General features: G+C 59.2%; 16 protein-coding genes. All 16 read right to left on the bottom strand.

The window, feature by feature from the left end; all coding sequences use genetic code 11:
• Positions 1-13: 13 nt before the first annotated feature.
• Positions 14-421, bottom strand: a complete 408-nt coding sequence (locus G5221_RS17950; RefSeq protein WP_421263663.1) for a hypothetical protein — start codon at positions 419-421, stop codon at positions 14-16.
• A complete protein-coding gene (locus G5221_RS17945) occupies positions 418-1,545 on the bottom strand; it encodes a glycosyltransferase family 4 protein (protein WP_421263662.1) in 1,128 nt (375 codons plus the stop codon). Before G5221_RS17945 ends, G5221_RS17950 begins: the two co-directional genes overlap by 4 nt.
• Positions 1,532-2,023 carry a serine acetyltransferase gene (locus G5221_RS17940; protein WP_268016295.1) on the bottom strand — a complete coding sequence of 164 codons (492 nt, stop codon included), beginning with the start codon at positions 2,021-2,023 and terminating at the stop codon, positions 1,532-1,534. The genes G5221_RS17945 and G5221_RS17940 overlap by 14 nt, the downstream gene beginning before the upstream one ends.
• Positions 2,020-3,234, bottom strand: coding sequence for a glycosyltransferase family 4 protein (locus G5221_RS17935; protein ID WP_421263661.1), 1,215 nt, complete (start codon positions 3,232-3,234; stop codon positions 2,020-2,022). Before G5221_RS17935 ends, G5221_RS17940 begins: the two co-directional genes overlap by 4 nt.
• Positions 3,231-4,241, bottom strand: coding sequence for a glycosyltransferase family 2 protein (locus G5221_RS17930; RefSeq protein ID WP_338455841.1), 1,011 nt, complete (start codon positions 4,239-4,241; stop codon positions 3,231-3,233). Before G5221_RS17930 ends, G5221_RS17935 begins: the two co-directional genes overlap by 4 nt.
• Positions 4,238-5,617: a capsular biosynthesis protein gene (locus tag G5221_RS17925; RefSeq protein WP_338455839.1), complete on the bottom strand. Its 1,380-nt coding sequence runs from the start codon at positions 5,615-5,617 to the stop codon at positions 4,238-4,240. The genes G5221_RS17930 and G5221_RS17925 overlap by 4 nt, the downstream gene beginning before the upstream one ends.
• Entirely contained in the window at positions 5,614-6,828 is a 1,215-nt protein-coding gene (locus G5221_RS17920) for a lipopolysaccharide biosynthesis protein (protein WP_421263660.1), read from the bottom strand. The genes G5221_RS17925 and G5221_RS17920 overlap by 4 nt, the downstream gene beginning before the upstream one ends.
• Positions 6,825-8,966: a GumC family protein gene (locus G5221_RS17915; RefSeq protein WP_421263659.1), complete on the bottom strand. Its 2,142-nt coding sequence runs from the start codon at positions 8,964-8,966 to the stop codon at positions 6,825-6,827. Before G5221_RS17915 ends, G5221_RS17920 begins: the two co-directional genes overlap by 4 nt.
• Positions 8,967-8,981: 15 nt before the next feature.
• The gene (locus G5221_RS17910; protein ID WP_421231433.1) at positions 8,982-9,521 is read right to left on the bottom strand and encodes a polysaccharide biosynthesis/export family protein; all 540 of its coding nucleotides are present in this window, start codon (positions 9,519-9,521) and stop codon (positions 8,982-8,984) included.
• Position 9,522: 1 nt separating this feature from the next.
• Complete coding sequence (locus G5221_RS17905; protein ID WP_421263658.1) at positions 9,523-10,842, bottom strand: outer membrane beta-barrel protein; 1,320 nt, start codon at positions 10,840-10,842, stop codon at positions 9,523-9,525.
• The gene (locus G5221_RS17900; protein WP_421263657.1) at positions 10,826-12,229 is read right to left on the bottom strand and encodes an undecaprenyl-phosphate glucose phosphotransferase; all 1,404 of its coding nucleotides are present in this window, start codon (positions 12,227-12,229) and stop codon (positions 10,826-10,828) included. The genes G5221_RS17905 and G5221_RS17900 overlap by 17 nt, the downstream gene beginning before the upstream one ends.
• Positions 12,230-12,249: 20 nt before the next feature.
• A complete protein-coding gene (gene glmU / locus G5221_RS17895) occupies positions 12,250-13,617 on the bottom strand; it encodes a bifunctional UDP-N-acetylglucosamine diphosphorylase/glucosamine-1-phosphate N-acetyltransferase GlmU (RefSeq protein WP_421263656.1) in 1,368 nt (455 codons plus the stop codon).
• Between the two features lie 93 nt (positions 13,618-13,710).
• The gene (locus G5221_RS17890) at positions 13,711-14,139 is read right to left on the bottom strand and encodes a F0F1 ATP synthase subunit epsilon (protein WP_005339345.1); all 429 of its coding nucleotides are present in this window, start codon (positions 14,137-14,139) and stop codon (positions 13,711-13,713) included.
• A gap of 18 nt (positions 14,140-14,157) precedes the next feature.
• Positions 14,158-15,546, bottom strand: coding sequence for a F0F1 ATP synthase subunit beta (gene atpD, locus G5221_RS17885; protein WP_026455856.1), 1,389 nt, complete (start codon positions 15,544-15,546; stop codon positions 14,158-14,160).
• Positions 15,547-15,579: 33 nt separating this feature from the next.
• The gene (gene atpG, locus G5221_RS17880) at positions 15,580-16,446 is read right to left on the bottom strand and encodes a F0F1 ATP synthase subunit gamma (protein ID WP_041210471.1); all 867 of its coding nucleotides are present in this window, start codon (positions 16,444-16,446) and stop codon (positions 15,580-15,582) included.
• Positions 16,447-16,488: 42 nt separating this feature from the next.
• Positions 16,489-18,030 carry a F0F1 ATP synthase subunit alpha gene (gene atpA, locus G5221_RS17875; RefSeq protein ID WP_216952485.1) on the bottom strand — a complete coding sequence of 514 codons (1,542 nt, stop codon included), beginning with the start codon at positions 18,028-18,030 and terminating at the stop codon, positions 16,489-16,491.
• Between the last annotated feature and the right edge of the window lie 13 nt (positions 18,031-18,043).

Genomic DNA, 18,043 nt, shown 5'->3' with positions numbered 1-18,043 from the left:
GAGCCCTCTTTCATCACATCAGCACGCTCTTTTTGAACAGGTCCCACACCCCGAACGAGAAGTGCTTGAAAATGTCGATGCCAAGGGCCGACTTCACCAGATAGAGCAGCAGCACCATGCCGCAGATCGCCAGCAGCAACAGCAGGGTGGTCAGCAGCACCTTGAGGTGAAAGCGAAAGCCGCTTTCCCGCCCGCGGTGACGGCGATCCCGTCCCATCAGCACCACCAGATAGCAGCGCCAGCGACCGATGCCGAAGGCGCTGTTGACATTGATGGCGTGCGACTTGCCATCACTCATCAGCCGCAGCGCCTGCTCGATACCGTCGCGCTGGGTTTCACTCAGGCTCTCGGCCACCTCGGGGGAGAGGGCACGGTAGAAGCGGTCTATCGCCCCCTGCGACTTCTGCTGTAGCGGGTTCATTGCTTCTCTCCTTGCGGCTGGCCCACGGCCTTGCGATAGACCGCCATGGTCTGGCCGGCGATCCGCTGCCAGTCATATCGCTGCAGATAGTCGCTGTAGTCGACCTTGCCGTGAGTCAACTGGGCGTTGAGTCGTTCTGCCAGCGCACTCACATCGCCGACCGGGAAATAGCACTCCTGTTGCAGCGCCACCGCCAGATTGGCGGGAATGTCACTCACCACCACCGGCAGGGAGAAGGAGAGCGCCTCCAGCAGGGCGATCGGCAACCCCTCGTGATAAGAGGGCATGGCAAACAGGGCCGCCTGTGAAAAGACGCTGATCAGCGCCTCGCCATTGAGGAAACCGGTACGGATCACCCCCGGTGTTTCATCCGCTATCCGCTGCAAGCGCTCACTGTAGGGAGTTGGGTGATCCGTATCCCCCACCAGCACCAGCGGCAGCTCGGTATCGAGCTGGCGATAGGCTGCGATGAGATCGTGCAGCCCCTTCTCTTCGACGAAGCGGCCCACCGCAACCAGATAGCTGCCAGCGGTCAGTCCGAAACGGGCCAGCGTCAGCTCCCTCTTGTCCGCTGCCGGTAGCTCGACCCGTTTCACCCCGTTGTAGATGAGGTGGGCATCCTGGCGATCGTACTGGCGGCGGATCGCCTCGTTAATCACTTCGGAGATGACGATCACCTCGCTGGCATAACGTACCGCCCAGCGCTCGCCAAGGCGTAATACCCACTTGGCCAGCGCCCCCCACTTCTGGCGATCATAGTCTGGGCCGTGATGGGTAAAAACCACCCGCTTGCCAAGCAACCTCAGCAGCGGTACCACCAGACCCGGGCCGATGGCATGGACATGCACCAGATCGCAGGCATGGCTGCGGCAGTAAAAAGCCGCGAGCAGAGAGTGGAGGATTGCCTCCAGCGACTTCTTTTTAGGGGCGGGCAACGCCTTGAGAGCCACCCCTTCAAACTCGCCGCTTCGGTAATTCACATAGGGGGCGCGAGCCAGCACGGTCGCCGCCACCTCGAACTGGCGGTGCAGCTCCGGGTAGAGGGACTGACAATGGGTTTCGACACCGCCCAGTACATGGGGGATCCCCCGGGTACCGAGCACGGTCACACTAATCTGCTTCATGATCTTCTCGAATGATTCTGGCGGGATTGCCCGCAACAACGGCGCGAGCCGGGACGGAACGAGTAACGACGGCGCCGGCACCGACACAGGCATGATCACCAATGGCGATGGCCCCGATAACGATGGCGCCGGTGCCGAACTCGACCCCGTCCCCCACGGTGGGCGAGAGGAGCTGGCCGCTCTGACGATCTGGCTTGTTACCCAGGGTGCAGTTGTGGCGCAGGGTGCAGTCACGCCCCATCTGCACACTGTCACCGATGACGATATTCTGCGGGTGATAGAGGCGCAGACCCCAACCCAGCCGGGCTCTTGGCGAGATATCGAGGCCACACAGCAGCTTGAATCCCTTGAGCAGCAACAAGCCGGGCAGCCTCATAAAGCGGCCTCCCTGTGCCAGCCGGTAGCAGAGCAGGAACAGGCGCGCCGTCTTGCTCGGATTGAGCGCCAGTTCGGCTTTCAACTCGTGCCAGAAACTCATCTCTGCTCCTCCAGCAACGACTGGTAGAGCGCCAGCAGGGCTTGCTGGTGGCTGGCGAGGGAGTAGCGGTCGATCAGCCGCTGACGGGCCGAACGCCCCATGGCCGCCGTCTGCTCCGGCTCGGCCACCAGCCTGTCCATGCAGCGGGCCAGCTCGTCGGCATTGCCCGCCTCGAACAGCAGGCCATCGAGACCGTCGCGGATCTGCTCCGGAATCCCGCCAATTCGAGCCCCGATCACCGGTTTGCCGTAGGCCATCGCCTCCAGTACCGACATGGAGCAGTTCTCATACCACTCGGACGGCACCACCACGGCCTTGGCGTGACGCAGCAGATCGAGCAACTCTTCACCCTGCTTGAACCCCAGCAGTTCAGCATTGGGATAATGCTGCCCGAGGTGCGCCTGCAGTGGGCCACCGCCCACAATTTTGAGACCCGCCGGCCGCGTCATGCGCTGATGGGCATGGGCAAGCGTCTCGACCCCTTTCTCGGCCATCAGGCGCCCGAGGAACAGAAAGTACCCCCGATCCTCTCCGCTTTCGCGGCTCGACTCGACATCGATACCATTGAGGATCACCTCGATGCGGGAAGCGGGCAGCCGGGTGCGAAGCATCCCGGCCATGAAGGCGCTCGGCGCCACCAATGCATCGACCTGCTCATAGTTGCGGCGCCACTGCTGCCAGGCCGCCTCGGCAGAGAGCAGCAGGCTCTTGCCCCATGAGCCCTCCTGCCACTGATGGCGAAACAGCTTGAGCCAGGAGCCCTCGAGCCGGGTCAGATCGAACGGCTCGCCATCGACCAGCATGCTGTAGTTGGGGCAGGCCACCTTGTAGTCGTGGGCTGTCAGCACCGTCTTGCAGCCCAGGGATTTGGCCACCCGGATGATCGCCGGGGTGAGCTGGTGATAGATGTTGTGAAAGTGAACGATATCGGGCCGCTCGGCACGAATAAGCTCCGCCAGCCGATCACAGGCCTCCTGATTGTGAATGAAGCGAGCGGCAATCTTCAGCCGATCGAAGAGCCCGTGCCGCTGGTGATAATCGACGTTGGCCGGAAAGTAGCCACTCTGGGGCGAGGGGAGGTTATCCGGATGCTGCATGGCAAAGTCGATCACCTGATGACCAGCCTGACGCACCATCTCCCGCTCCTGAAAGAGGACTGTCTCGGCACCGCCCTTCATGAAAAAGAACTTGTTGGCAAAGAGCACCTTCACGGCAATGACTCCTGGATCAGACGATGGGCGGGCGCCTCGCGCGGGGAGCGCTGGGGCAACAGCAGGCCGCGCACCAGCCCGGCTGCATAGATGGAGAGGTTCATGACACTGCGCAGGGCATCTTGCAGGGAGCGGTTCTTCAACCACTTGAGAGCGATGAAGCCACCCAGCGGTGCCAGCGCCAGCAGCGGCAACCAGAACGGCAGCCCGGCTACGAAAAGCAGCACGCAGAACAGGAGTGCCAGCAGGTAGAGTCCGAACAGCAGCTCGGAGCGGATCACCGACAGCACCTCGCGAAAATAGGGCTGCCCCCACGCCGAGCGCACCAGCTCGCCGCTGGCAAACAGATACCCCATGCGCCAGCGGTAACGGATCAGGGCAAGGGAGTCCATGGTGTGGGAGGTGTGAAAGAAGAAGGGGACATCGAGCCGTTCCAGCCGATAACCAGCCTGACGCAGCCGGATACCCAGCTCCGCCTCTTCGTAACCGTGCAGGTTGTGATTGGTGAGATAGCCGATCTGCTCGATGGCGCTGCGTCGAAACAGACCGCCACCACACAGCCAGCGCGACTCACCCAGCGGATAGATCTTGTTGATGCGCTGCTTGCGCGACTTGAACTCGTAGCTGTGGGCATCATCCATCTCGGCCCGCCCGGCCACGCCACCGCATTCGGGGTGGGAGTGCATGTGCGCAAGGGCGGCCGGCACAAACTCCGGCTCCAGCTTCATGTCGCCATCGAGCAGCAGCAGAAACTCCCCTTCGCTGAATAGGTAGCCAAGCTGTGGCCCCACGCCGCAACAGCGATCGGCCGGGTTGGTCAGACTGACCACAGTCACCCCCAGCTGGCAGGCGATCGCCTGGGTGCGGTCGATCGAGAGACTGTCCGCCACGATAATCTGGTGGGAATAGTCGGCCAGAGCGCTTCTGATGCTGGCTATGGTGTCGGCAATCCCTGCCTCCTCGTTGTAGGTCTTGATGATGACGGAGATAAGGGGGGATGGAGTCATGACACCTCACAGGAACAGGTGGCCTGCCGAACCGAAGAACGGATCACCAGGGCGGCACCCAGCACGAAATAGAAGAGAAACTGCTGCACCGGGATTAGCATCAGCAGCTGGCTGTAAGGCAAGCTCAGCAGGCAGGCGATCCCGAACGCGATGAAAGCGGGTTGATAGCTGAGCAGACGCACATCTGCCGCGCTCAGCAGCTGGCGATCCAGCAACGGACGGGGACGGCAGCACCAGAGCAGCAGAACGATCAGCACGATGAAGATCAGGGTGCCCATCAGTCCCACCTCCCACAACAACACGCTGAGGGATGTGGAGTCGAGCAGCACGTTGAACAGGGGGTTGAGAAAACCGGGCAGGGTGCTGCCATGGTTGGTGGTGTTGAGGCCATAACCAAACAGCAGATTGCTGAGACCGTGGTGATCACCGTTGCTGGCCCAGAAAAAGAGCGTCGTCACCCGCCCCAGCTCGCCGGTTTCCGGGTTGATGTGGTTGGGATCGAAGATATAGCCGAGGGAGTCGATAAACAGCGCAATGGCCCCCTGTTGTCCGGCCCCCTCGAACGCGGATGAGTAAGAGGCAGCCAGCACCAGAACGGCCACTGCCACCAGCGCAGTCATCGCCAGCGCAATCAGCAGCAGACGCTTGAGGTCATAGCTCTTCATCCCCCTGACATAGCTTGGCGAGAGCCAGACCCAGGCCAGCAGCAAGGGGGACAACAGGATGACGAACTTCACCTCGGCCAGCACACAGATGGCAAAGGCGGCAAGAATGTGAAAAGCGACCGAACGACGCGAAATGAGGCCGTGGCGAAACTCGGAGAGCTTGATCAGCATCACCAGCAGGCAGAAGAAGCCAAGTGCACCGGTATTGCCGCCCCCCATGGGATCCCCCCCGAAGGTGCCGACCACTGAGTCCCACTTCTCAAACTCGCCGCGCATTGCCACCCGTTTAGGTACCACCACCAACACCTGAAACAGCACCACCGGGATCTGCAGGTAGAAGACCCACTCCACCAGCTTCATGATGCGGTAAATCTGTGACTCGCGGCAAAAGCCGAGCAACAGGCAGGGAAGCAGTAGAGAGAGCGCCAGCTCGTTCTTGAAACCGATGATAGTCACCATGCCCCCCTGCTGAAGCAGGGTGCCCAGCAGCGCCAGCACCAGCAAGCCACAGTAGAGCAGCAGCAGCACCTTCTCCTGATAGTCGAGCCGCAGCGGGCTGTAACGCGTCTGCAGCGGCAGCAACACCAAGGTGGCAATCGCCAGCAGGAAGGGCAGCCAGAGGAAGGCAGTAATACCGGTAACGTACTGGGCCAGGCCGCAGATCACCAGCGACAGCAGCAGATTGGCCTGCATGATGAGGGCACTGTTCACGAGGCCAGCTCCATCCGCCCCTGCAACTCGGCAGCCCGGCGGTTGACCCGCAAAAAGACGAAGCCGTAGCGCACCGCAGTCAGCAGAGAGAAGGCCAGCACGCAGAGCTCGTACTCCTGATGCAACCAGGGCAACAGCACGAAGGCAATCACCACGACCAGCAGCTGCTCAAGCTGGATCCGCAAAAAGTAGCGGGGCGAGCCGAACACCAGCTCGATTACGGTCAGCGGGCAGATGGCCACCGCAGTAAACACATAGGGCAACATGTAGCGGGAGGTATCGATGGAGGCGATCCACTCCGCATTGAAGAACCACTTCATCACCAGCGGATAGCAGATGAGGATCCCGAGGGTGGCCGCACTGCCCATCGCCAGCAGCAGCCGCTTCACCTTGCGAAACTCCTCCCCGTTGAAACGGCGCAGGCGAAAATCCTCCGACCATCGCGAGAAGATGGAGTGGCGGATGGCGTTGCCGACAATCACCACGGGCGCCAGACAGAAGCGGTTGACCACGGCAAAGTAGCCCGCCACCAGAGGGGAAAACCAGAAGTTGATCAGCACGGTCGGCAGATTGGCCGTCACCATCGCCAGCACCTCGGCACTGCCAACCCCAGCCAGATGCGCTTTATGGCGGGAGAAGAAGTGCAGCAGGCGGCGCGGGGCCGCCTCTCTCAGCATGGCACTGTGCCAGGCAAAGGCAGACCACAACCAGCCCCCAATCACCAGCAGCAGCAGACAGGCCCATAACTGATAGAAGTGCGCCATGTCAGGGGCCAGCAGCAGGCAGAGCAGCACCACGGCAGAGGCCGAGATACGCTGCAGACCGAGCCGCTGGTAGTGGCCGGCCCGCAGAGCCAGATTCTCGGCGATGAGGATCAGTCCGTGGGTCACGGTCAGCAGGTAGAGCGGCCAGAGCGGCAGCGAGAAAAAGCAGACCACCACCAGCACATAGGGGATGGGGAGCAGCCAGACCTGCAACAGGGAAAAGATCAGGTTGCCGGGCAGCTCGGCCTCCTCCAGCTTGGGCAACAGCAGTTGCGAGGCAAAGGTGGCAAGCTGGGCACCGATCAGCACCAGACTGTAGCTGAGGGCATAGAGCCCGACCGCAGCCATGTCGAACTTGTGCGACAGTGACCAGACCGAGAACGCCCCGATCAGCTGGGATAGCACGGAAGCACCCCCTATGGTGGTGATGCTGCGTAGCAGTTTCATAGCGCGCCCCGGGTGGGTGCACCACAGAATCTCAGGTTCTCCGCCCCTTCCAGATCGCGCTCGGCGACCTGGGTCAGCACTGTCCCCAACACCGCCACTCTGGCATCCCGCAGCTGTGCCAGCACGCTCAGCACCCGACTGGCCGGCAGCTGGCCGGACTGGATCACATGAATGGCACCATCCAGCGGCTGTCCCAGCAGCAGGGCATCCTTGCCGACTTCCAGCGCAGGGGTGTCCACTATGATGCGGTCAAACTGCCCGGCCAGAGTTGCCAGCAGTTCGCTCCAGCGTGGCGAGCCAAGCAGTGCCAGCGGGGAGGAGACCGGCTGGCCAGCCGGCAGCAGGGTCAATCCCTCTTTTGGCACCAGACAGGCAGTCAAATCGGCTTCGCCTGCGAGCAGCTCGGCCAACCCCGGTCTGGCTGCCTGCCCCAGCAACTGGCGACCAAGGGAGCCCCGGCGCAGATCCCCATCCACCAGCAGCACTCGCTCATGGCGGGCAAAGCTGGCGGCACAGAGAGCCGCCAGCGTCGACTTGCCCTCACCAGCACGGGTCGAGGTGATCATGATGCGCTGCAGCTTACCCGGCTCCAGCCGCATGATGGCGTAGAGGTCATCGGCACTGGCACCTACTCTGGGATTGACCGCCCCCACCCGCAGCAGAGCACTCTGATCCTGCAGGGCCGCCAGCCGCGGGATTTCACCAAGCACCCGACCACCGAGCTGGGAGACCAGCTGGCTCAGACGATCCAGGGTATTGCGCAGCGCTCCGGCAGTGATGACGGCCAGCACGGCAACCATGCCCGCCATGATCACCACCATCAGCAGAAACAGCATCTTGTTTGGCTTGGCTGGCAACAAGGGCACCGATGCCGCATCGTAGAGAATGGCATTCGACTCGTGCAGCTGAGCGTTCAGGCGGGTCTCTTCCTGACGGCGGAACAGCTCGTTATAGAGCTGACGGGTCTTGTCGATATTGTTCTTCAGGTTGTTGTACTCATCCTTCTTGACTGCCAGCGAGGAGAACTCCCGCTTCTTCTCGTCAAGCTGGGCGAGGTACTCCTGCTCCTTGCGCTGGCTGCTCTGGTAGCGATCCTCGATACCGTCGGCAATCTCCCGCATCAGCTGGTTTGACTGGGTATTGAGCGCCTTGATGCGCGCTTCGGCCTGCAGAATACGGTCATGCTTGGGGCCATAACGCTTGGCCAGCTCGGAGAGCTCCTGCTGGGCCTTGATGAGGGCGATGCGCAGATCCTGCATCTGGGGGTGGTTGGAGACCTCGGGCAGGGAAGCCAGCGCCGCCGGATTGCGGCCGTACTCCTGAATGGACTGGAATTCGGCCTGCGCCGCCAGCCGCCGCTCGCGTGCATCCGCGTACTTGTTGGTGATGATACCGAGCTCTTCGGTTTGCAGACCATCTACGCCGCGAAACGTCAGCAGATCATTGCGGGCAAGAAAATCGCCGAGCTGCTTCTCCTGCTTCTCCAGACTGGCCTTTATCTCCACCAGCCGGCTCTGGTTCCAGTGCGATGCCGTGGTGTTGGCATCGACCCGCTCCTCCACATTGAGAGCGATGTAAGTCTGGGCCACCTCATTGGCGACGCTGGCGGCCAGCTCGGGAGAGCGGGATTCGAACCCTATGCTGACCAGCTGGGTATCGCGCACCGGCGAGACGGTCAGGTGTCTGGCCAGATACTCCAGCGCATGCTGGTGGCGTGAGGAGGCATCCTCCTGATGTGCGGCACTCCAGAGCCCCTTGATGCGGCTCAGCCAGCTGTCGGGATTGGGCTGTCCGTTGAATTCCGGCAACTCGGCCAAACCCAGATGAGTAACCACCTTCTCGGCTACCCGGCGTGACTTGAGCAGCTCGAACTGGGTGTTGTAGTACTCGCGGCGGCTGGTATCGACCCGGTAGACGGGCTCGATAGGGGAAGCGCTGTTGGCATCTGCCTTCAGCAGCAGGGTCGCACTGGATTGATAATAGGGCGGCATGCTGAGGATAAAGGGGGCTGCCGCCAGGGTCACCACAGCGGCAAACAATACCACCTTCCACCAGTTTGCCTTGAGCACCCGCCAGGGGCCGCTGAAATCGAGGCGGCTCTCTAGCGCACGGCCATTTTCAACCAACAATGAAGTCATGAAGAGCGTCCTGGATTAGAAGAAACTTTGTTCGATGGTGATGATGTCGCCGGGATTGAGTTGCCGTTGCAGGCTCACCTCTTCCAGCAACTGATCGCTGCCATTGAGGCGCAGGCTGATATCCCGTCTGGCGGCGCGATCGGTGAAACCACCCGCCAGCGCGACGGCCTTCTCCACCGTCAGGCCGGGCTGGTATTCGTAGCCACCCGGGTGAGCCACCTCGCCAGCAACAAACACCTGGCGGAAAGTGGTCACGTTGACCGTCACCATGGGGTCGAGCAGCACACCGTGTTTGAGCCCTCTGGTCAGCAGCTCGGCCACCTCAGCGGTGGTATGGCCCATCAGCAGCACCTGACCCAGATAGGGGTAATTGACATGACCACTGGTATCGACCTTGAACTTCATCGACAGATCCGGCTCGCCATACACCCGGATTTCGACCTCGTCCCCCGGTGCCAGCCGGTAGGCGGAATCGTTGCCTTGCGGGCTCTGGCCAGCCCAGACCGACAGGCTGAACAACCAGCCAAGCAGAAGCACCATCACGCTTTTGTTCATGTTAAATGGCTACCTTGAGTGAAAGAGAAAGCTGTTGTTTGTCGTAACCGAGGGCACGGCCATAGCAATTGCCGCCGATGTCGATGGGCTGCCCGGCAAAGCTGGAACCTGAGTCGGCCTGCTGGTAGTGGAGCCCCAGATTGACGGAGGGACGAATGTCGTAGCTGATGCCCATGCCCCAGCGATGGGTATCGTCCTGACGGTGGCGGTTGTCGTTACCACAGACCACCGACTGGTGATAATCATCCCGGATATCGTGATAAGAGAGCGTGGTCGCCACTCCGGGTGACCAGTGGTGCTGCCACTCGGCGCCATATAGCTGGCTGCTGACATAGCCGCCGTCACCACCCGGATCACGAATGGTCCGGCTGGAGAGCAGCGCGAGCTTGCTGTAATCGAGCGGCTGCCACTCCAGGCGCAGATCCCAGTTCAGCCCTTTGAAACTCTCTGCCTGCGGATCGTTGACGAAACGCTTGTAGATCCCGCCGATATTGGCATCGATCCGGGTCTTGCCGGTCAGCTGGCTCATCACCCCTGTGATGAGAAAAAACTCGTCGGAATCCTTGCGTGGATTGGCTGGGTAGCGTCGCAGATTGGTCTGCAGGGTGTAACGAAAACGGCTGACATGGCTCACCTGATCGAACAGCTCGACAATGGCGGTGTGCTCCTGCCACTCCTGCTCGGCTATATAGCGCTCAAAGTCACGCTGGTAGAGGTGCTTGTCGAGATAGCCCAGATCCTTGTGGGAGAGCGCCAGCTCCAGCTTGCCTCTGGCATCGGGTGCACCGTAACTGTAGCGGCCACCCACTTCGCTGCGTTTGAAGCGCAACGGCTCGGCAATATTGAACCAGCCGAAAGTGGCATCACCGCCAGCCTTCTCATCCCCCTGCAACATAAAGCCTTCGGTCAGCCCCTCGCCACGCGCCTCATGGCCCAGCCGATACTGGTACATCAGCTGGAAGGCGTTGCGCAGGGAGAAACGCCAGCTGCCGTCAAACTGGAACTGGTGATCGGCATAGTCATCCGCATGGCTGCTGCCATAGCGACGATAATCACCCAGATAGCTGAACTGATAACGATCCAGGCCACGTTCACCCACCATGCGAAATTCCGGGGTGATCCCGACGAAATCGGAGCCAATCGCCTGACCACTGTCACGCTGCCACAGCAGGTTGCTATCGTGACCATAACGGCTCTCCACCTCGGTCTGGATCTCCAGACCAAACGGCCCCTGATGGGATACGGGGGTGACCTCGGCGCGGACTGAAAGAGAGGGGGAGAGCAGCAGTCCGGCGCAAACGAGGCTAGTAAGCGGATGCACCGACAAACCCCTTGAATACTGTCAGGAAAATGATTTTTAAATCCAGCCAGAGTGACCAGTACTGGATGTACTTGAGATCGAACTTGACCCGCATCTCCATCTTGTCGAGGGTGTCGGTTTCGCCACGAAATCCATTTATCTGGGCCAATCCCGTAATCCCCGGTTTTACCTTGTGGCGAAGCATGTAGCGATCAACCAGAGAACGATACTGCTCATTGTGCGCCACGGCATGGGGCCGCGGTCCCACGATCGACATGGAGCCCTGAATTACATTGAAAAATTGTGGCAACTCATCCAGCGAGGTGCGACGCAAGAATGCACCGAATGGCGTCACTCTGGGATCGCCTCTGGTAGCCTGAGTCACCACGGCATCATTCTCCATGACGCGCATGGAGCGGAATTTCCATACCTGTATCCGTTTTCCCCCCAAACCGTAGCGATCCTGCTTGAAGAGCACGGGTCCAGGGGAAGAGAGACGCACCCCGAGTGCCACCAGCGCCATGACCGGAGAGATGAGCAGCAAAATAAGTGAGCCCAGAACCAGATCTTCAATGCGTTTGAGCAGGGCTGCTCCCCCTTCAAACGGGGAATCGAAAAAGCTGAAGGTATAGATATCGCCCACCCGATCGATGTGAGATACGGTCAGGCCATACTCGTAGAAATCAGGTACCAGATAGGTATCGACCGTGGTATCGGAGAGTTCGTAGAGGTAGTGATTGATACGCTCCCGGGCGGTCAGAGGCAGCGCTAGATAGATTTCGTCGACCAGCCCTTTGCGTGCCAGCTCGAGCAGCTCATCGACATCACCCAACAGAGGACTGCGAGTCGGGTAACCGAAGCGCTCTTCGCTACGGGCATCGAAAAATCCGAGCATCTGAATATCGTGACGCGGGCTCTCCCACAGGGATTTTTCCAGCGCCAGTCCGGCCGGAGTCACGCCAATGATGGCCACACGCCGACAGCAGGAGGCATCGCTGAACCAGAGGGTCACCAGTCGGTACAACACCCGATAGCCGGTGGAAATGAGGCAGGCCATGGCAAGCCAGAGCACCGCCAGCTCCAGCGGGAAGGGGTGGTAGGGTTTAAAGATGGGAACCAGATAGACCAGCAGGTAGAGCAGGGTAGCAGTTACCAACCAGGAGAAGATGAGGCGCAGCAGAGACTGCGCCAGATGTTTACGAACCCGGCTGCAATAGAGCCCGGTATTCTGGGAGACCAGAAAGAAGACCACCATGCCCAGCGTGACCAGGGACATCTCGTCCACCCCATGAAACAAGCCAAAGTGCCGTGCGAGCAGCACCATTGAGACTGAAATTCCCACCAGATCGACAAAGCGGGAAAACAGACGGTGGCTCGCGTCTGCGAGCTTGATGATTCGCTTGTTCATGGGTCGCCTTCATACTGATATCACTTATCAGTTTTCTTGACCGGACGAGCCCAGTTCTTGATGTGACGCTGGGGTACCCGGGTAATCACGAGTTCATTTTCACCCACGTCCTTGGTAATAGTAGAGCCGGCACCCAGGGTGGCCCCCTTGCCGATGCGAACAGGCGCTACCAGTTGGGTATCAGAACCGACGAACACATCGTCCTCGATGATGGTCTGGAATTTGTTGACCCCGTCGTAGTTGCAGGTGATGGTACCAGCACCGATATTCACCCCGGCTCCGATCTCGGCATCACCCAGATAGGTCAAATGACCGCACTTGGAACCGACACCAAGACGTGCCTTCTTCATCTCGACGAAGTTGCCAACGTGCGCATCCTGCTCCAGAACCGCCCCCGGACGCAAGCGGGTAAATGGACCCACTGAGCACTGTTCTGCCACCTGTGCACCCTCGATGACCGAGTAGGGTTTCACCTCGGTGTGATCGCCAATGACACAATCTTTCAGTACGCAACCGGCTCCGATACGAACGTGATTGCCGAGAGTCACCTTGCCCTCAATGATGACGTTTGCATCAATAACAACCTCTTCACCAATTTCCAAAACCCCACGCAAGTCAAAGCGTGCGGGGTCGATCATGGTTGCACCAGCAATCATCAGTTTCTCGGCCTGCATCTGCTGATAGCTGCGCTCAAGTTGGGCCAATTGCACCCGATTGTTGGCCCCTTCAACTTCAGCGGCACGCTCTGGATGCACAGCGGCAATCGGGCAATTATCGCCGTGAGCCATGGCGATCACATCCGTCAGATAGAACTCCCCCTGGGCATTCTTGTTGTCGAGACGAGACAACCATTGACGCAACTGGCCCCCATTGGCCACCAGCACGCCGGTGTTCACCTCACGAATGGCCAGCTGTTCGGCATTGGCATCCTTCTGCTCGACGATACCGACTACCTGACCATTTTCACGGACGATGCGGCCATAGCCGGTGGGGTTGTCCAGCACCACGGTCAGCAGTGCCATCCCGTTTTCAGCCTTGGCGGCGAGCAAGCGCTGCAGGGTCTCGGGCTGGATCAGCGGGGTATCGCCGTAGAGCACCAGCACATCGTCTTCATCCTTCCAGAACGGGATGGCCTGGGCGACGGCATGACCAGTTCCCAGCTGCTGAGCTTGCAGCACCCAGTTCACATCAGCCGCCACGATCCGCTCTTTCAGCAGCTCGGCACCGTGGCCATAGACCAGATGCAGCTGCTCGGCACCGACATGACGAGCGGTATCGATCACATGGGAAACCATGGGTTTGTTGGCTACCGGGTGCAGTACCTTGGGCAGGGAAGAGCGCATACGGGTACCTTTACCCGCAGCCAGGATCACGACGTTGAGGGACATAAATTGGCCTTTGGAACATGAAAAATACTCGGCGGAGTCTATCCAACGGGTAAAAAAAAAGCGACCCGAAGGTCGCTTTTTACATCACCGTTATTAGCGGTAATTCTTTTTGACGATATCGATGACTCGCAGTTGAGCCATCGCCTTGGCCAGCTCGGTGGCGGCCTGGGCGTAGTCGATATCACCATGGGAGCTGTGGATCCGCTCTTCGGCTGCGCGCTTGGCTTCCTGGGCTTTCGCCTCATCCAAGTCGTCAGCACGAATCGCGGTGTCCGCCAGCACGGTCACGGATTCAGGTTGTACTTCCAGCATACCGCCGGAGATGTACAGCACCTCTTCAGTTCCATTCTGCTTCACCAAGCGGACCAGGCCCGGCTTGATGGCAGTCAGCAACGGAGCATGACCGTGGCGGAGACCCAACTCACCTTCGGAGCCTGATACCTGAGCGGATTGCACGCGACCGGAAAACAGTTTTCCTTCGGCGCTCACCACGTCCAGGTGAAAGGAGATCATCTCTGCCATGGGCCCTCCTGTCGAGGCTTACAGTTTCTTGGATTTCTCGACGACTTCGTCGATACCGCCAACCATGTAGAACGCCTGCTCGGGCAGATCGTCATACTCGCCTTTCAGGATGCCCTGGAAACCACGGATGGTCTCTTTCAGCGGCACGTATTTACCCGGAGAACCGGTAAACACTTCTGCAACGAAGAACGGCTGGGACAGGAAACGCTCGATCTTACGGGCACGGGCTACGGTCAGTTTGTCTTCTTCTGACAGTTCATCCATACCCAGGATGGCGATGATGTCCTTCAGCTCTTTATAGCGCTGCAGTACGGTCTGAACGCCACGAGCGGTCTCGTAGTGCTCCTTGCCAACCACCAGCGGATCCAGCTGACGAGAGGTAGAGTCCAGCGGGTCAACGGCCGGGTAGATACCCAGTGCCGCGATTTGACGGGACAGTACGACGGTCGCATCCAGGTGGGCGAAGGTGGTCGCTGGAGACGGGTCAGTCAAGTCATCCGCAGGAACGTAAACTGCCTGTACGGAGGTGATGGAACCGGTCTTGGTGGAGGTGATACGTTCTTGCAGAACACCCATCTCCTCGGCCAGGGTCGGCTGGTAACCTACTGCGGAAGGCATACGGCCCAGCAGTGCGGATACTTCGGTACCGGCCAGGGTGTAACGGTAGATGTTGTCCACGAAGAACAGCACGTCACGACCTTCGTCACGGAACTTCTCGGCCATGGTCAGGCCGGTCAGCGCTACGCGCAGACGGTTTCCGGGCGGCTCGTTCATCTGACCGTAAACCAGAGATACTTTGTCCAGTACGTTGGACTCCATCATCTCGTGGTAGAAGTCGTTACCCTCACGGGTACGCTCACCTACACCGGCGAATACAGAGTAACCACTGTGTTCGATCGCGATGTTACGGATCAGCTCCATCATGTTTACGGTTTTGCCTACACCGGCACCACCGAATAGACCAACCTTACCACCCTTGGCGAACGGACATACCAGGTCGATAACCTTGATGCCGGTCTCCAGCAGCTCGGTGCTGTTGGACTGATCTTCGTAGCTGGGGGCTTCACGGTGGATTGACCAGCTCTCTTCTTCACCGATCGGGCCTTTCTCGTCGATTGGCTCGCCCAGTACGTTCATGATCCGACCCAGTGTCGCAGTACCGACCGGAACCTGGATGGATTTACCGCTATTCATTACTTCCAACCCACGACGCAGACCGTCGGAGGAACCCATGGTGATGCAACGAACGACGCCGCCACCGATCTGTTGCTGAACTTCCAGCACCAGACCCTGGCCTTGACCTTCGCTAACGACCTTCAGTGCATCGTACACCTGGGGCACGGCATTCTGCGGGAACTCGATGTCCACTACAGCGCCGATGATTTGGACGATGAAACCGTTACTCATGTCAAATCCTCTAAACCTTTGATAACCCTTGCCTTACACCGCAGCAGCACCGGATACGATCTCTGTCAGCTCCTGGGTAATACTGGCCTGACGGGCCTTGTTGTATACCAGTTGCAGATCGTTAATCAGGTTACCGGCGTTGTCAGTCGCGGCTTGCATGGCAACCATTCGGGCTGCCTGTTCACTGGCCAAGTTTTCCACTACACCCTGGTAGACCTGAGATTCGACATAGCGAACCAGCAGGGTATCCAGCAGCTTCTTGGGATCCGGCTCATAGAGGTAATCCCAGTGGTGTTTCTTGGCGAGCTTGCTGTCTTCAGTTACGGGCAAAGGCAGCAGTTGATCGACCCGTGGTTGCTGCACCATGGTGTTGACGAACTTGTTGTACACCAGATACAGCTTGTCAATCTCACCGTTGTCGTAAGCCTTCAGCATGACCTTGACTGAACCAATCAGGTCATTGACGCTCGGGTTATCGCCCAGTCCTGCGACGTGAGCTTTCACCTTGGCGCCGTGCCGTTCAAAGAAGTTGGAGGCTTTGTTGCCGATCAGAGCCAGGTCAACCTTGGCACCTTTCGCGCTCCATTGCTTCATATCATTGAGGGCAGCCTTGAACAGGTTGATGTTCAGACCACCACACAGGCCACGGTCGGTGGAGACGACGATGTAACCCACTCGCTTGACCTCACGTTCGATGAGGTAGGGGTGTTTGTATTCCAGGTTCCCCTGAGCGATATGGCCGATCACCTTGCGCATGGTTTCAGCGTACGGACGGCTGGCAGACATGCGATCCTGCGCACGGCGCATCTTGCTTGCTGCCACCATTTCCATAGCGCTGGTGATCTTTTGAGTGTTTTTAACACTCCCGATCTTGTTACGTATCTCTTTTGCGCCGGCCATCTCTTCTCTCCATCAGGTGGCAGCTTGCGCTGCCACACTCGCTTACCAGGTCTGGGTTGCCTTGAAGTCATCCAGCAACGCAGTCAGCTTGCCAACGATCGCGTCGTTGTAGTCAGCCTTGGCATTGATTTCAGCCATCAGCTCAGCATGCTGGGTATCGGCGAAAGAGAGCAGAGCGGCTTCGAAGTCGAGGATCTTGCTCAACTCGACATCAGAGAGATAGCCTTTTTCCGCGGCGAACAGCACCAGAGACTGGTGAGCCACGCTCATCGGAGAGTACTGCTTCTGTTTCATCAGCTCGGTCACTTTCTGACCGTGGTCCAGCTGCTTGCGAGTTGCATCGTCCAGGTCGGAAGAGAACTGGGCAAAGGCAGCAAGTTCGCGATACTGGGCCAGCGCGGTACGGATACCACCGGACAGCTTCTTGACGATCTTGGTCTGGGCGGCACCACCCACACGGGATACGGAGATACCCGGATCAACCGCAGGACGAATACCGGCGTTGAAAGACTGGGAAGTCAGGAAGATCTGACCATCGGTGATGGAGATCACGTTGGTCGGAACGAACGCGGATACGTCGCCCGCCTGGGTTTCGATGATCGGCAGCGCGGTCAGAGAACCGGTTTTGCCCTTCACTTCACCCTTGGTGAACTTCTCTACGTACTCGTCGTTGACGCGAGCTGCACGCTCCAGCAGACGGGAGTGCAGATAGAATACGTCGCCCGGGAATGCTTCACGTCCTGGCGGACGGCGCAGCAGCAGGGAGATCTGACGATATGCAACGGCCTGCTTGGACAGGTCATCATAAATGATCAGGGCATCTTCACCGCGGTCACGGAAGTACTCACCCATGGAGCAACCTGAATACGGAGCCAGGTATTGCAGGGCAGCCGCTTCGGAAGCAGAGGCAACAACCACGATGGTGTTGGCCAGAGCACCGTGCTCTTCCAGCTTGCGCACCACGTTGGCGATGGTGGAGGCCTTCTGGCCAATCGCAACGTAGACACACTTAATGCCGGAGTCTTTCTGGTTGATGATGGTGTCGATCGCAATGGCAGTTTTACCTACCTGGCGGTCACCGATGATCAGCTCACGCTGGCCACGACCGATAGGGATCATGGAGTCGATGGCTTTCAGACCGGTCTGGACCGGCTGGTCAACAGACTTACGCTCGATAACGCCCGGGGCAATCACTTCTACCGGAGAGAAGCCATCGTGCTCGACCGGACCTTTACCGTCGATAGGCTGACCCAGGGTGTTGACCACCCGGCCCAGCAGACCACGACCGACCGGCACTTCCAGAATGCGGCCAGTACCTTTTACTTTCATCCCTTCGGCCAGATCGGCATAGGGACCCATCACTACGGCACCAACGGAGTCACGCTCCAGGTTCAATGCCAGAGCGTAGCGGTTGCCCGGCAGCTCGATCATCTCACCCTGCATGGCATCGGCCAGGCCGTGGATACGAATGATACCGTCACTCACGGAGACGATGGTACCTTCGTTACGCGCTTCGCTCTTTACATCAAACTGCGCAATGCGCTGCTTGATCAGCTCGGCGATTTCAGTGGAATTCAGTTGCATGCTCTAATACCCC

Origin of the sequence: Aeromonas sp. 602200, assembly GCF_049173895.1 — a bacterium.
Classification (GTDB): domain Bacteria; phylum Pseudomonadota; class Gammaproteobacteria; order Enterobacterales; family Aeromonadaceae; genus Aeromonas; species Aeromonas veronii_A.
Note: the sequence above shows the minus strand (reverse complement) of the source record. Positions and strands in the feature narration are given on the sequence as shown.